The sequence below is a fragment of the Streptomyces sp. NPDC058579 genome, assembly GCF_042718575.1.
Lineage (GTDB): Bacteria > Actinomycetota > Actinomycetes > Streptomycetales > Streptomycetaceae > Streptomyces.
On the sequence record NZ_JBHXPI010000003.1, the window covers coordinates 141,963 to 157,049 of the forward strand.

The window sequence follows — 15,087 nt, forward strand, 5'->3', positions numbered from 1 at the left end:
CCTCTCGTCGTCCGGCCCCCTGGCCGGGCTACTTCTTGACGCGAACCGTCTTGGTGGAGCGGGTCTCGAGTGTCATCTCGTCCGCTTCCGCGACCTTCGCCTTCAAACGCACAGTACCCGTCGCCGCGTCGACGACGTCGACCACCTTCGAAAGCAGTTTCGCAGTGTCCTCGTTGCCGGAAGCGGCCGCCAACTGCACCGCGCGGCCCAGCTTGGCCGTCGCCCCGTCGTGGTCTCCGGACTTGCGCGCGTCCAGGCCCTGCTGGATGACCTGCGCCAACTCGGCCTGGCCCGTGTAGTGCGCGACCTGCGGGTTGATGGACGTGGACATCGCCATGTCGTCCGTCCACACGGCCCGTACGAGCCCCTGGCCGAGCGTCGTCGGGGTGCCGCCGAGCCCGTCGGGGACGATCAGCGAGACCCGGGCGGCGAGCATCTCCTGCCCGATCCCGGCCTGCGGGACCCGCACACAGACGTGGTAGTCGCGGGACTCGTCGCCCCACGAGCCGGTGGGGTAGTCCCCGGCGCGCGGCCCGGCCTCCGTGCGGCGCGCGGTCAACTCCGCGACCGTCGGGGCGACCTGCTTGACGAAGACGATCTCCACGCCGACCGGGGTCCACAGCCGGAGCGCGACCTCCGCGACCTCCTTGCCCATGGCGTTCTCCACCATCACCGTGAAGTCCGTTGCCAGGCCCTGTGGATCGGCCACGATGTCGGCCGTGCCGAGAAGCGCCGAGGCGATCCCGGTGACCTCCTTGACCTCCCAGTCCGTACCGACACCGCGCGCGTCACAGGTGAAGCGGCCCGCGCTCGCGTCGAGCGCGGCGCGCAGGTCCTCGGGCGACTCGTGCTCGTTGCGGCCGTCGGTGAGCAGGATGCCGTGCCGGATCGACACGTCGGCGGAGCCGAGCAGCCGGTCGGCGAGGCGCAGCCAGGTGCCGATCGCCGTACCGCCGCCGGCGCTGAGGCGGCGCAGGGCGTCCTTCGCCTGCCCGCGCGTGGCCGGTCCGGCGACGGCGAGCCGGCCGTTGCCGGGGTAGACCTCGTTCGCCACGTGCGTGCCTGCGACGACGGCGAAGAGGGTGCCGTCGCGCAGGGCGTCGATGGCGGCGGCGGTCGCGTCCCGGGCGCCGCGCATCTTGGTCGGCGGGTAGTCCATGGAACCGGAGCAGTCGACCATGATCACCACGGCCGCGTCCGCGCCGTTGCCGCCGAGGCCCGTGCCGTTGCCGCCGAGGCCCGCGCTGCCGCCGGTCCCGCCGCCGGTCGAGGAGACCGTGACGATGGCGCTGACGTCACGTCCGCCCTCGGGCAGGAACTCGTTCTGGTACACGGCCACCGAGAACTGGGGCGCGCGCGACTTGGAGAAGTTCGCCATGAGTTGAGGCTCCTCGACAAACAAGCGTGAAGGGGGACAAGAAGGCCGGCGACCGCTCAGGCCGATCCTGCCCCTTGTGGAGAGAGGGTGAACGGCAGCAGCGCCACTGTTACGTTGTCGTGGCCCCCGCCGTCCAGGGCGTGGCCGACCAGCACCTGGGCGCCGTGCAGCGGCCGCCCGGCGGCGTCGGCGGGCACGACCCGGGCCATCTCGTCGGCGGCCTCGGCATAGTTCCAGAGCCCGTCGGTGCAGACCACGACCACGCCCGGGCGGTCCGGCTTGAACGCGGCGGTGTGCGGCTCCAGTTCGTACGCGTCGGCGCCGAGCCAGCCGGTGATGGCGTGGGCGCGCTCGTCGGCGTACGCCTCCGCCTCGTTCATCAGGCCCGCCGCGACCATCTGGGCGGCCCAGGAGTCGTCCTGGGTGAGCCGCGCGGGCGGCGAGGTGCGGTCGTCCGGCACCCAGTACGCCCGGCTGTCGCCGACCCAGCCGACGATCAGCAGGCCGTCGGCGACGATCGCGCCGACGATCGTGCAGGCCGGGGCGTTCTGGTGGCGGTGCGGGTCGGACTCCGTGCCGTCCTGGCCGGGTTCCTCGGCGAGGACGTTGACCGCCTCGGCGGCGGCGACGATCGCCTCGTGCATGGCCTGCTGCGGGTGGGTGCCGCGCGGCAGGGCGGTGAGCAGCGACTGCCCGGCCGCGCGGGCGGCGGCGGCCGAGGCCTCGTCGGGGCGGGTCGCCGAGGAGACGCCGTCGCAGACGATGGCCAGGGTGGCGGGGGAGCCGTCGGGCAGCGCGGTGGCCGAGACCGCGAACGCGTCCTCGTTGCGGTGGTGGCGCAGGCCCCGGTCGCTGACGGCGGCGACCGAGGAGAGCTCCTCCTCCATGTGGTCGCGCTCGCGCGGCTGGGCGTGCCCGCAGTTCTCGCAGTACCCGTCCGCGTCCACGGCCCCGGACCGGCAGGCCACGCACAGCTTGGCCCCTGCGGGCGTCCCTGCGGGCGGGGTGGCGCTCTGCGCGGCGGCGGCCCGGGGGTCGGGCGCGGCAAGCGTGAAGTCGCCCGCCGGAGCCGCCGGAGTCTGTGGTTCTTCCGGCGGCGCGGCGGCCCTCGGGGTGTCCGTACGGACCGCCATCGTCGGCAGGTCGTGGCCGCCCGAGTCGGTGCCCGGGAGGTCGCCCGGGTGCTGGGTCGCCGTGGAGAGGGAGTTCGGGTCGCGCGACGGGGGCTCGGGCCAGGCCACGGGCGTACCGATGGCGACCGTCGGACGGTCCGGCCCCGCGGCCGCCGCCGGTACGGCCGCGAGGTCGTAGCCGCACGCCCCGCAGAACCGGTCGGCCGAGTCCACCGGCTCCGCGCAGCCTGGGCAGGCGGACAGGTCGTTCTGGGGCATCTGGGACATACTCACACCCACGTCCGGGGGCGGAAACGGTTGGCCCGCTCCACCAGTTCGATCCTCTCCTCGCCCCGCTGGGCGAGCCGGGCGAGCACCCGGTACGAGCGTTCGAGGCCGAAGCGCAGCCCGCGCTCGTCCAGTTCGCTGCCGAGCAGCCGCGCGCCGTCCGGAGCCGCGCCGGGACTACCGGAGAGTACCCAGTCCAGCGCCGAACCGAGGACCTCCGTCGACAGCCGCTCCTGGCGCACCGCGTCCAGACCGAAGCCCTGGAGCGCGGAGACCTGCGCGGCGGCGGCCGTCAGGTCCGCGCCGAGCGGCTCGTGCGCCGCCCGCCGGCGCAGCCGCGCCCGCACGGCCGCGACCCGGGCCGCGGTGTAGTGGATCGACGCCTCCGGTACGGACTCCAGGGTCCCCACGGCTCCAGTACGGTCGCCGGCCGCGAGCCGGACCCGGGCGAGCGCGAAGGCGGCGCTCACGTGGTTCGGGTCGGTCGCCCACACCAGGCGGTAGTACTCGGCCGCGTTGTCCAACTGGCCGAGCACCTCGGCGCAGATGCCGAGGGCCAGCTTGGGGGCGGGCTCGCCGGGGAAGGCGTCGTAGATCGCGTCGAACGACAGCGCCGCGTTCTCGTGGTCGCCGGTCACCAGCGAGGTGATGCCCCGGTACCAGACGACCCGCCAGTCGTCCGGGTGCCGCTCCTCCAGCGTGGTCAGGGCGCGCCCGGCGGCGCCCGGGTCGTCCAGCTCCAGGCGGGCCCGCAGCTCGCGCAGCCGCAGCTCGAGGGAGGGCGCGGGCGCGGTCTGCAGGGCGCTGATCAGCTCGGCGGGCGCGGAGGCCAGCAGACCGGCCAGGAAACCGGCGTTGGGGTCGGTCGGGTCCACGCGCGGCACGGGCAGCGCGAGCGCCGCGGCCCGTCCGTCGAGCGGCGCGAGGAAGGGCCCGTCCGGTACGGCTACGGGGGCACCGCCCTGCGCGGGAACCGGAACCGGAAGCGCCCCGCCCTGCGGCCCTGCCGGCAGGGCCTTGCGGCGGCCGCGCGCGCCGTCGCCCGCCCGGGCCCCGAGGGCCGAGACGTCCCCCGTCAGCTCCGTGAACAACTCCGTGTCGGTGACCCGCAGTTCCGTCCCGAACAGCGTCGAGAGCGCGGGGCGCGGGCGGCCGGTCTGGAGGGCGACGACCTCGCGCAGGACGCCCGTCAGCTGCTCCGCCATCTCCTGCGCGGAGGCGAAACGGCGCGCCGGGTCGGGGTCCGTCGCGCGGACCAGGAAGCGGTAGAACGACTCGTACGTCCGCAGGACCTCGACGCTCGAAGGGTCGGGCAGCGAGTCGACGAAGACGTTGGTGTAGCCCTGGAAGTCGAAGGCCAGCACGGCGAGCGTGCGCGCCACCGTGTACAGGTCGCTCGCCACCGACGGGCCGACCTCGGCCACCTCCGGCGCCTGGTAGCCGACCGTGCCGTAGATCGCGGACTCGTCGTCGTCCATCCGCCGGACCGCGCCCATGTCGATCAGCTTGAGCTGGTCCTCGGTCTGGATCGCGTTGTCGACCTTGAAGTCGCAGTACAGCAGGTTCCGGCTGTGCAGGTGCCCGAGCGCCTCCAGGGCCTCGATCCCGTACGCGCAGGCCTGCTCCACCGGCAGCGGGTCGCGCCGGCCGTCCGGCGACCTGCGGTCGTTGGCGATCTCCTTGAGCGACTTGCCGCCGACGTATTCCATGACGATGTAGCCGTCGAGGGAGCCGGTCCGCGGGTCGAGGTGCTCGACGAAGTTGTAGATGCGGACGATGTTGGAGTGCTCGATCTCGGCGAGGAAGCGGCGCTCGGAGATCGCCGCGGCCATCGCGTCCTGGTCGCCGGTGTCGAGCAGGCCCTTGAGGACCACCCAGCGGTCGGAGACCGCCCGGTCGACCGCCAGGTAGACCCAGCCGAGACCGCCGTGGGCGAGACAGCCCACCACTTCGTACTGCCCGTGCACGACGTCCCCGCCGGTCAGCTTCGGCACGAAGGAGTACGGGTGGCCGCACTTGGTGCAGAAGCCCTCCGTACGGCCCGTCCGCTCGCCCCGCGAACGGCCCACCGGGGCGCCGCAGTCGGAGCGCGAGCAGAATCGCTTCCGCTCGGGAACCTCGGGGTTCTCCATCACCGCCGCGCGCGGGTCGGGGCGCGGCACCTCCGGGATCGTCACCAGGCCCGCGCCCAGCCGGTTCCGGCCGGACTGCGCCGTCGACGAGCCGGAGCTGCGCACCGACACCGAACGGCCGCTGGACCCGCCCGACAGCGAGCGCGAGAGCCGGCCGGAGACCGAGCGGCGCGAGGTCGAGGAGCGGGAGGAGCGCGAGGAGGACCGGGACGAGGCCCGCGAACTCGACCGCGACGAACGGGACTCCTTGCCGGACACGGCCATGCCGGTCGGATTGGACTGGAGCATGCCCCCGGGCGAGACGACGGGGGCGAGCCCACAGGTGTCGCAGTACAGCTCGCCGCCACCCATGTCCTCGTACGAACCCTCACAGGAGGGACGCTGACAGCTGCTCACCACGGACTCCCCGCTCACCACTGGTTCCCCCTGACGTCTCTCGGGCCGGACAGCACCTCGGCCACCGCCTGCTGGTACCGCAACACCGTCTGCTCGGCGACACGCAGGTCGCAGGGCGCGCTCCACAGCATCCGGCGCGCCGCGTCGTACCGCTCGATCAGGAGCGGGTCCTCCGCCGCGCCGAGCCGGGCCACCTTCGCCTTGTACGCGTCGAGCCGTCCGCGCAGCTCGGCGCGGACGGCGAGCGGCGCGGTGACGGCGGTCAAGGACGCGCGGGCGCGCTGCAGTTCGTCCTCGGCCTCCACCTCGAGGGACTCAAGGAGCGGCGAGAGCCGGTGCCACTGGGCGTGCCTGCGGTACTCGGCGGCCGTCGCCAGGCGCTCCTGGAGGACCGTCGGCGGGCCGCTGACGGCGGGCACCTCGGAGGCGGCGATCTTGGCGAGGACCTCGCCGCGCGCCACCCGTGCCTCGGCGAGCGTCCGGTCGGCGCGCGAGAGGACGTCCCGCAGCCGCAGCAGCCGCTCCTCGGAGTCCTGCCGGACCGCGAGGACCGCCTCGATCTCGCGCCGGATGTCCTCCAGGGCGCGCGCGGCCCGGTCGTACCGCTCGGTGTCGGGACGGCCGCCGCCCGGCGCCGAACTCCCGGAGGCGGGGCGCCAGAACGCCAGTGGGTCGGTGATGACCTGGGACCGCAGCGCGGTCAGCTCGGCCGTGATCGACTCCAGCTCGTCCCCGGACGGATGCTCTCCCGGCCGGACCCCGACGGAGTGCGCGAGCGAGCGCGTCCGGCCGAGCTCGGCGGCGAGGAGGTCTATCCGCGCGGGCAGCGCGGACCAGACCGCGTCGGCCGTCACGACCATGTCGAGCGAGGACGCGTACAGCTCGTTCATCCGGGCGACGAGCCGCTCCAGGCTGAACCGCTCGGAGAGCCGGGCGGGCCCGGTCAGCGTCGGCGCGGCCGGCGCCTGGGCACCGCCCGCGACGTGCACGCTCTCGCCCCGCAGCCGGTCGGTCAGCTCCACGAGGTCCTCGCGGCTGGCCCAGCGCCTGCGCGCCCGCAGCTCACGGGCGCCGTACAGGGCGCCGGTGTACGCCTCGAAGTACGTCCAGAGCAGGGTGATCGTGCGCTCGGTGGACTGCCAGCGGTCCCGGGTGGTCCCGGTCAGCTCGGCGCCTTCGAGCAGCCTGCGGCCCGCGTGGTCCTGGAGCGCCAGCAGCGAGTCCTCGATCGCCTTGTGCTCCGCGCCGAGCCGCGCCAGCGCACGGTCCACCTCGTCCCGGTCCATCACAGGGCCGGGGGTGCCCGCGACGCCCATCGATCACCTCTCGCTCTACTTGTACAGGGGTGCGGGCGGCCCGGATATCCCGGGCAGGTCCGCCTTCAGCCACTGGTCGTACGCCGCCCGCCACGCGCCCTTGCGGTACTCGACGAGGACCTGGTTGACCCGGCGGACCAGGTCGTCGTTGCCGAGCTTGGCGGCGACTCCGTAGTACTCGGTGGTGAACGGCTCGCCCTTCAGCTCCACGGCCGGGTCCTGGGCGGCCTGTCCCGCCGCCAGCGCGTTGTCGGTGAGGACGGCGTCGACCTCGCCCAGCTGGAGCCGGGCCAGGCAGTCCAGCTGGTTCGGGACGGTCAACAGGTCCTTGTCCGCCTTGGTGCCGTCGCCCTCGTCCTTGAAGGTGGCGCCGAAGGAGTTCTTCTCCAGGGCTTCGTACGCCGTGGAGCCCTCCGCCGTGCAGACCCGCTTCCCGGCGAGGGAGGAGTCGTACCCGGTGATCGTGGAGTCGTCCTGGGCCGCCAGGACCTGCTGGCCGACCTGGAAGTAAGCGGTGGAGAAGGCGACCTGCTGGATCCGCTTGCAGTTGATCGTCATCGTGCGGACGACGAGGTCCACCTTGCCCGAATCCAGGGCGGCGACCCGCTGGTTGGTGGGGATCGTGCGGTAGATGATCGCGTCCTCGCTGCCCAGGAGATCCTTGGCGATCGCCTTGGCCAGCGTGATGTCGAAGCCTTCCAGCTGCCTGCTCTCGGGGTTGAAGTACCCCCAGTTGTAGCTGTTCTGGTCGACGCCGACGACGAGCTTGCCGCGCGCCTTGATCGCCTGGACGGCCGGGCCGTCCTGGGTGTCCGGGGTGAGCGAGGCCTCCGGGTTCTGGCAGGTGTCCGACCTGACCTGGACGCCCGTGCCGACGCCGGGGCCGGTCACCGGGCCCGCCGCCGCGGAGCCGCTCCCGCCGTGCGCGAGCGGCAGCAGGGTCAGCGAGGCCGTGAGACCGCAGGCCACGGCCATCGCGGCCACCCCGCCCCAGCCGCGCGGGCGCGCCAGGGGGCGGCGGCCGCTCAGGAGCGCGGCCATGCCGTGCCTCCTCGCGCCGTCGACGCTCTTCCGCATCCCGCCCCCTCTCACCGGTACTCCGCCAGCCTGCGGTTGATGCCCATGATCGCGCCCGCCGCGCCCAGGATGCCGAGCGCGGCCGCACCGAGCGGGAGGCCGGTGAGCGCGCCCCTGCCGCCCTCGGCGGCCTGGGTGAACTCGCGCTGCTCGTGGTCCAGGGCTTTCTTCAGGGCCGCGTCGACCTGGTCGAAGGAGTGCCCGGTGGACTCGTCCGGGCCGGCACCGGCGTCGTCGGGTCCGACGACGCCGACGCGCGCGCCTTCGTAGTCGCCCGAGTCGTCCTTCTCCCGGGCGCTCTTGTGGCGCGTCTGCCACTCGGCCGTCCGCTCGGCGGCGGCGGCCAGCGGGTCGCGTCCGGGGTCGTCGTCGGCGAGCTCGCGGGCCTCGGCGAGCGAGTCCGTCAGGGTCTTCATGCTCGCGGCGTAGTCGGTCTCGTACTTGTCGTGCTTGCCGTCGTCGGTGAGGACCGCGCCTCGCGCGACGAGCGTCAGGTTCTCGTTGGCCCGGGCCTTCAGGGAGCTGATCCGGGCGGTGTTGAGGACCTGGAGCGAACTCTGTCCGTGCGCGCGGGCATCGTTCAGGCCGGCGCGGGCGACGGTGTGCGCCGCCGCGAGCCAGAGCAGCACGACGACGCAGGCGGCTGTCGCGGCAAGCAGCCCCTGGTTGAAGACCCGGTTCGTCCGCGCGTACGTGCGGCGCTGGGTCCGGACCAGGACGGCGAGGACGGCGATGCCGAGGGCGATCGAGAGGAACGGCCAGTCACGGGCGTCCTCGTCGTCCTGGGCGAGGCGCGCGGTCTCCGCCTCGTAGAGCCGCTCGGCGGCCGGCAGCAGCTGCGTGGTCATCAGCTGGTTCGCGTACCGCAGATAGGCGCCGCCGAGCGGCAGGCCCTGCCGGTTGGCGGCGCGGGCCCGCTCGATCAGGCCGGTGTACTGCGGCAGTCGTTCGTTCAGGACGGTGATCTCGCGGGCCGACTGCGCCGAGCCCTCGGTGCTCGCCGCGGCCTTCACCAGGAGGCGGGACGCGGTGCCGATGTCGTCCCTGTACCGCTTCTGGAGGTCGGCGGGGTCCCGCTCCTTGGAGAGGAAACCGCTGGCGGCGGCCGTGTCGGCGTCGGCGAGCGAGCGGTAGATCGCGGCGGCGTCGGCGCTCAGCGGCTGGCTGCGGCTCACCACGTCGTCGGCCGAGCCGGCCCGGTCGGACACCTCGTAGGCGGTGACGGCCCCGAACGCGACGACCAGCAGGGCCAGTACGGCGCCCAGGATCTGCAGCCTGCCCGGCTCCGTCGTGGCGGCACGGCGCAGCACCACCCGGACCTCGCCCCAGGCCCCGCGACCGCCGGGCGCGCCCGCGGGCGACGAGCCGGGGGAGACGGAGACGACGTAGGCGGCGGCGGGCGACGCGCCGGGCGGTGGCGCCTGCGCGGGCACGCCGGTCCCCGGGCGCACGGGCGTGGAGCCCGCTGCCGAGGCGGCAGGCGCATTCGGCGGGTGTGTCAACGTGGCCTCCCCCTCGGTCCGACGTTCCCGGCCAGCAGTATGGCGTCAGGGACCCCGCCCGCACACCAGGATTGACTGGATCTTGTTTCCATCGTGCCCCATCGCGCGCCACCCCCGTGGGCGAATCCCCTGCTATGAATACGCTTTTCGGACGTGATCGGTTCCCTCACGCCCCTCCCCGAACGGGTGAACCACACGCGGGCGAACGACCGACTGGCGTGAGCAACGACCGGGGGGACGACGACCCGGGCGAACGACGACCGGGGGCGAAACGACAACCGGGGCGCCCCCGCGAAGGGAGCGCCCCGGCGTCACCACGCCTGTGGGACTTCAGGCGTAGTGGCCTCGCAGCCGCGCCGCGGCCTCCGGCCCGGCCGCCACCGCGTCAAGCGCGAGGAGCGCCGCGCCCAGCACCGGCGGGGACGTGACCACCCCGATCACGGCCTTCGGCGCCTTGGCCGCGAGGAGTTCGGCGATCCGGCCGTCCAACTCGGGGTGCCGCGCGGCCAGCACGCTGCCGCCGAGCATCACCGGGGCCTCCTCGTCGAGCAGGTCGAGCCTGCCGAGCGCGACCGTCGACAGCGCGGCGACCTCGTCGGCAAGACGGTGCACCAGCGAGCGGGCGACGGGGTCGCCCTCCGCGCTCGTACGGAACAGCACGGGCGTCAGCTCGTGGCGCCGCTCGTACGGGATGGACCCCAGGTGCAGCGCCTCGATCAGCGCGTACATCGTCGGAAGGCCGAAGTGCGCGGGCAGCGTCCGGACGAGCGCGGTCGGCTCGCCCCGGCCGTCCTCCGCGCGGGCGGCGAACCAGAGCGCCTCCTCGGCGAGTCCGCTGCCGCCGCCCCAGTCGCCGGAGATCTTGCCGATCGCGGGGAACCGGGCGGTGCGGCCGTCGGGCAGCATGCCGACGCAGTTGATGCCCGCCCCGCAGACCACGGCGACCCCGCGCGGCTCGTCGAGCCCGGCGCGCAGGATGGCGAAGGTGTCGTTGTACACCCGGACCGACGGGGTCCAGCCCCTCGCCTCCAGGGCCGCGGTCAACTCCGCCTCCTCCACGGGGAGATCGGCGTTGGCGAGACAGGCGGAGACGTGCGCGAACTCCAAAGGCAGGCCCGCCTCGGCCGCGGCCCGCCCGACGATCTCCGCCAGCGCGTCCACCGCCTCCTCGACCCCGACGACCGGCGGCTGGAACCCGCCGCCGCGCGCCGCGCCGAGCACGCTCCCGTCCGCCCCCACGACCGCCACGTCGGTCTTGCTGTTGCCCGCGTCGATCGCCAGGAGCGCGTGGTCGAGGTTCACGCCCACGCCAGGTGCTCCCGGTTGTGCGCGATCAGCCGGTCGGTGAGCCCGTCGGCGTACGCGTGCTGCCCGACCAGCGGGTGCGCGAGCAGCGCCTTGAACACCCGGTCGCGGCCTCCGCGCAGGGCGGCCTCAAGAGCCAGGTCCTCGTACGCCGTGACGTTCGCGATCAGCCCGGCGAACAGCGGGTCGAGCGGGGGGACCGGCAGCGGCACCGGGCCGTTCGGCCCGACCGCCGCCTGCACCTCGATGACGGCGTCGTCGGCGAGGAACGGCAGCGTGCCGTTGTTGTACGTGTTCACCACCTGGTACGGCGAGCCACCGCCACCGAGCAGCGAGGCCGCGAGGTCCACGGCCGCCTCCGAGTAGAAGGCGCCGCCGCGCTTGGCGAGCAGGGCCGGCTTCTCGTCGAGCGCCGGGTCGCCGTACATCTCCAGGAGTTCCTTCTCCATCGCGGCGACCTCGGCCGCCCGCGAGGGCTTGGTGCCCAGCTCCCGTACGACCTCGTCGTGCGCGTAGAAGTAGCGCAGGTAGTACGAGGGGACGACACCGAGGCGGTCCACCACCGACAGCGGCAGACGCAGGTCCTCGGCGATGGTCTCGCCGTGCGCGGCGAGCAGCCGCGGCAGCACGTCCTCGCCCTCGGGGCCGCCGAGGCGGACCCCGGTCTCCCAGGTCAGGTGGTTGAGCCCGACGTGGTCGAGGTGGACCTCGGACGGGGCCACGTCCAGCAGCTTCGCGAACTTCCGCTGGAAGCCGATGGCCACGTTGCACAGGCCCACGGCCTTGTGACCGGCCTGGAGCAACGCGCGCGTGACGATGCCGACGGGGTTGGTGAAGTCGATGATCCAGGCGTCCGGGTTGGCGCGCCGGACCCGCTCGGCGATGTCCAGGACCACCGGCACGGTCCGCAGGGCCTTGGCGAGACCGCCGGCGCCCGTGGTCTCCTGGCCGACGCAGCCGCACTCCAGCGGCCAGGTCTCGTCCTGGTTCCGGGCGGCCTGCCCGCCGACCCGCAGCTGAAGCAGGACGGCGTCGGCGCCCGCCACCCCGGCGTCGACGTCGGAGGTGGTGACGATCTTCCCCGGGTGGTCCAGCTTGGCGAAGATCCGCCGCGCGAGCCCGCCGACCAGTTCGAGCCGGTCGGCGGCCGGGTCGACGAGGACGAGTTCGGTGATGGGCAACGTGTCGCGCAACCGCGCGAATCCGTCGATCAGTTCGGGGGTGTAGGTGGAGCCGCCCCCCACGACAGCGAGCTTCATAGTGTTCAGCTAGCCCTTCACTCCGGTCAGTGTGACTCCCTCGACGAACGCCTTCTGGGCGAAGAAGAAGACGAGGATCACGGGGGCCATGACCAGTACGGTCGCGGCCATGGTCAGGTTCCAGTCGGTGTGGTGCGCGCCCTTGAAGGACTCCAGGCCGTAACTCAGCGTGTACATCGCCGGGTTCTCCGACGTGTAGATCTGCGGTCCGAAGTAGTCGTTCCAGCAGTAGAAGAACTGGAACAGCGCCACGGCGGCGACGCCGGGCTTCGCCATCGGGAGCACGACCTTGAGGAGGGTGCGCAGCTCGCCGCAGCCGTCGAGGCGCGCGGCCTCGATGTACTCGTTGGGGATCGTCAGCAGGAACTGGCGCAGCAGGAAGATCGCGAAGGCGTCACCGAAGGCCATCGGGATGATCAGCGGCCACAGGGTGCCGGAGAGGTCCATCTGCTTGGCCCAGAACAGGTACATCGGAATGATGATCACCTGCGGCGGCAGCATCATCATCGAGATGACGAGCAGCAGCGAAAGATGCCGGCCCCGGAAGCGGAACTTGGCGAGCGCGTACGCCACCGGGATCGAGGACACCACGACGAGCGCGGTGCCGAGCCCGGCGTACAGCAGGGAGTTCTTCCACCAGTCGAGGAAGCCCGGGGTCTTGAAGACCCGCACGTAGTTGTCCCAGTGCCAGCTGTTCGGGGTGAGGTCGCGGGTCAGCGCCTGCTGGTCGCTCATCAGCGAGGTCAGGAGGACGAAGACGAACGGCAGCACGAAGAACAGGGCCGCGGCTATCCCGAGGGAGTGCACGGCGATCCAGTGCAGGAGCGCCTTGCGGCGCGCCGTCCGCTCGGCGGGGCCCGCGGACGCCTTGCGCACGGTCCTGTCGAGCGTGGAAAGGGAGCTCATGGTCAGTCACCCGAGCCGATCAGGCCGCCCCGCCGGCGCATGAGCAGCGCGGTGAAGGCCATGGAGAGCGCGAACAGGACGAGGGCCACGACGCTGGCCGCGCCGTAGTCGAAGCGGCCGAAGCCGAGGTTGTAGACCAGCTGCGGCAGCGTCAGCGTCGAGTCGTCCGGGTAGCCCGGCTCGAAGGTCTGGCCGGAGCCGCCCATCACACCCGACGCGACCTTCGCGGCCACGATCGGCTGCGTGTAGTACTGCATCGCGCCGATGATCCCGGTGACGACCGCGAAGAGGACGATCGGCGAGATGTTGGGCAGGGTGACGAAGCGGAACCGCTGCCAGGCCGAGGCCCCGTCCAGCTCCGCCGCCTCGTACTGCTCCTTCGGTACGTCGAGCAGCGCGGCCATGAAGATGACCATCAGGTCCCCGACGCCCCACACGGCGAGGACGGTGAGGGCCGGCTTGGCCCACGCGGTGTCGTTGAACCAGGAGGGCGCCGGGATGCCGACGGCCTCCAGGACCGAGTTGACCGGTCCCGTGCCCGGGTTGAGCAGGAAGACGAAGGCCAGCGTCGCGGCGACCGGCGGGGCCAGGTACGGCAGGTAGAAGAGGGTGCGGAAGACCCCGGCACCCAGCTTGATCTTGGTGATGAGCAGGCCGATGCCGAGACCGAACGCCACCCGGCAGGCGACCATGACGACCGCGAGCCAGAGGGTGTTCTGCATCGCCGGCCAGAACTTCGGCAGGTCGGAGAAGACGTACGTCCAGTTGTCCAGGCCCCGCCAGGTCGGCGGGTTGATCCCGTCGTACTTCATCAGGGAGAAGTAGACGGTCGAGACGAGCGGGTACGCGAAGAAGACGCTGAAGCCGATCAGCCAGGGCGACATGAACGCCGCGGTGCGAAGCGCGTTGCGCACGCGCTTCGACCGCAGCGCCGCCCGGCGCCCGTCGAGGGTGTCGGAGGACATGAGGTACCGGTCCCGGGTCTTACTTCGCCTGGGCGATGTCGCGGTCGATCTGCGCGGCCGTGTCCTCAAGGCCCTTCTTCAGGTCCTTGACCTGGCCCTTCTCGTACTTCTGGGCGAAGTCCTGGAAGGTGTCCTGGTACGTCGAGCCGTTCACCGCGCCGTCGGAGGTGGAGGACTTCGGGTGCCCGGCGATGTCCAGGAAGACCTTGAAGTTCGCGTCGGCCTTCAGCTTCGGCGACTTCAGGGCCTCCAGGGTGGAGGGGACGTTGCCGATGGCGTTGGCGAAGTCCACCACCGCGTCGGTGTCCATGGTCATGTACTTGATCAGTTCCCAGGCCGCGTTCTGCTTCTTGCTCTGCGGCGCGATGCCGATGATCGTGCCGGAGAGGTAGCCCTTGCCGTACTCGGCCACCTCGTCGTCGGCGACCGGCAGCGGCGCGACGCCGACTTCGAAGCCGGCCTTGGCGTCCTTGATGAAGTTCAGCCGCCACTCGCCGTCCAGCTGCATGGCGACCTGGCCGGTGTGGAAGGGGTGCTTCGCGCCCCACTCGTCACCGAAGGTGGTGCGGTACTTGTCCAGCTTCGCGAACCCGCCCAGGCCGTCGACCAGCGACTTCTGGTAGGTCAGCATCTCGGCGAAGCCCGGGTCCTTGGCGAGGAGCGACTTGCCGCTCTCGTCGAAGTACTTGTGGTTCCACTGCGACATGTAGTGGGAGGGGACGGTCTCGTAGCCGAGGTAGTTCGGCATGAAGCCGAGCTGCTCGTAGCTGTCGCCCTTCTCCTTCGTCAGCTTCTTCGCGACCTGGGAGAACTCCGACCAGGTCTTCGGCGGGGCGGTGATGCCGGCCGCCTTGAAGGCGTCCTTGTTGTAGTAGAGCCCGTACGCGTCGGAGAGCAGCGGCAGCGAGCAGCGCTTGCCCTCGAACTGGGTGTAGTCCTGCAGCACCTTCGAGAAGGTCTTGTCCAGGTCCACCTTGTCCTTCTCCAGGAAGGGCTTGAGGTCCGCGAACGAACCGGTGTGGCAGAACTTGCCGACGTTCGACGTGGTGAAGGAGGCGGCCACGTCCGGGCCGTTCGAACCGCCCGCGCGCAGCGCCTGGCTCAGCTTGTCGTCGTTGATGTTGCCGACGACCTTCACCTTGATGTTCGGGTGGGCCTTCTCGAAGCGGGCGACGTTGTCCTGGATCGCCTTGGCCTCCGAGGGGGCCGACCAGCCGTGCCAGAAGGTGATCGTGGTCTGCGCGTTCGGGTCGTCGCTCGCCTTGTTGTCCGCCGAGCCGGTACAGGCCGAGGCGAGGAGGGCGATGGAGGCGGTGGCGGCGAGCGCGACGGCTGCTCTGCGCGTGCGTGCGGGCATGACAAGGACTCCCTGGGGCGGACGGGCGGAACTACGGGGGCGGGGAACTGCCGGCTGTTCTGACCGGACGAGCGGTGGTTCGGGCGCGGGCGCG

The 15,087-nt window shown here is 72.2% G+C and carries 11 protein-coding genes; all 11 read right to left on the bottom strand.

The window, feature by feature from the left end; translation table 11 throughout:
* Window positions 1–28: 28 nt before the first annotated feature.
* The 11 genes from ACFWRO_RS05945 to ACFWRO_RS05995 all read right to left on the bottom strand — a co-directional run bounded on the left by ACFWRO_RS05945 (window position 29) and on the right by ACFWRO_RS05995 (window position 14,993).
* Window positions 29–1,378 carry a VWA domain-containing protein gene (locus ACFWRO_RS05945; RefSeq protein WP_384504837.1) on the bottom strand — a complete coding sequence of 450 codons (1,350 nt, stop codon included), beginning with the start codon at window positions 1,376–1,378 and terminating at the stop codon, window positions 29–31.
* Between the two features lie 56 nt (window positions 1,379–1,434).
* The gene (locus ACFWRO_RS05950) at window positions 1,435–2,778 is read right to left on the bottom strand and encodes a protein phosphatase 2C domain-containing protein (RefSeq protein ID WP_384504839.1); all 1,344 of its coding nucleotides are present in this window, start codon (window positions 2,776–2,778) and stop codon (window positions 1,435–1,437) included.
* Between the two features lie 2 nt (window positions 2,779–2,780).
* On the bottom strand, window positions 2,781–5,309 hold the full coding sequence (locus tag ACFWRO_RS05955; RefSeq protein WP_384505436.1) for a tetratricopeptide repeat protein: 2,529 nt from the start codon (window positions 5,307–5,309) through the stop codon (window positions 2,781–2,783).
* Between the two features lie 11 nt (window positions 5,310–5,320).
* Window positions 5,321–6,622 (bottom strand): hypothetical protein, encoded by a 1,302-nt coding sequence (locus tag ACFWRO_RS05960; protein ID WP_384504841.1) that lies wholly within the window; start codon window positions 6,620–6,622, stop codon window positions 5,321–5,323.
* A gap of 15 nt (window positions 6,623–6,637) precedes the next feature.
* Window positions 6,638–7,663, bottom strand: coding sequence for a glutamate ABC transporter substrate-binding protein (locus tag ACFWRO_RS05965; protein WP_384504843.1), 1,026 nt, complete (start codon window positions 7,661–7,663; stop codon window positions 6,638–6,640).
* Between the two features lie 47 nt (window positions 7,664–7,710).
* Window positions 7,711–9,201 (bottom strand): hypothetical protein, encoded by a 1,491-nt coding sequence (locus ACFWRO_RS05970; RefSeq protein WP_384504846.1) that lies wholly within the window; start codon window positions 9,199–9,201, stop codon window positions 7,711–7,713.
* 330 nt (window positions 9,202–9,531) lie between these two features.
* Window positions 9,532–10,509: an N-acetylglucosamine kinase gene (locus tag ACFWRO_RS05975; RefSeq protein WP_384504848.1), complete on the bottom strand. Its 978-nt coding sequence runs from the start codon at window positions 10,507–10,509 to the stop codon at window positions 9,532–9,534.
* Complete coding sequence (locus tag ACFWRO_RS05980) at window positions 10,500–11,765, bottom strand: 6-phospho-beta-glucosidase (protein WP_384504850.1); 1,266 nt, start codon at window positions 11,763–11,765, stop codon at window positions 10,500–10,502. The genes ACFWRO_RS05975 and ACFWRO_RS05980 overlap by 10 nt, the downstream gene beginning before the upstream one ends.
* 9 nt (window positions 11,766–11,774) lie before the next feature.
* On the bottom strand, window positions 11,775–12,671 hold the full coding sequence (locus ACFWRO_RS05985; RefSeq protein ID WP_384504852.1) for a carbohydrate ABC transporter permease: 897 nt from the start codon (window positions 12,669–12,671) through the stop codon (window positions 11,775–11,777).
* 2 nt (window positions 12,672–12,673) lie between these two features.
* Complete coding sequence (locus ACFWRO_RS05990; protein WP_384504854.1) at window positions 12,674–13,636, bottom strand: carbohydrate ABC transporter permease; 963 nt, start codon at window positions 13,634–13,636, stop codon at window positions 12,674–12,676.
* A gap of 19 nt (window positions 13,637–13,655) precedes the next feature.
* Window positions 13,656–14,993: an ABC transporter substrate-binding protein gene (locus ACFWRO_RS05995; RefSeq protein WP_384504857.1), complete on the bottom strand. Its 1,338-nt coding sequence runs from the start codon at window positions 14,991–14,993 to the stop codon at window positions 13,656–13,658.
* Window positions 14,994–15,087 lie beyond the last annotated feature (94 nt).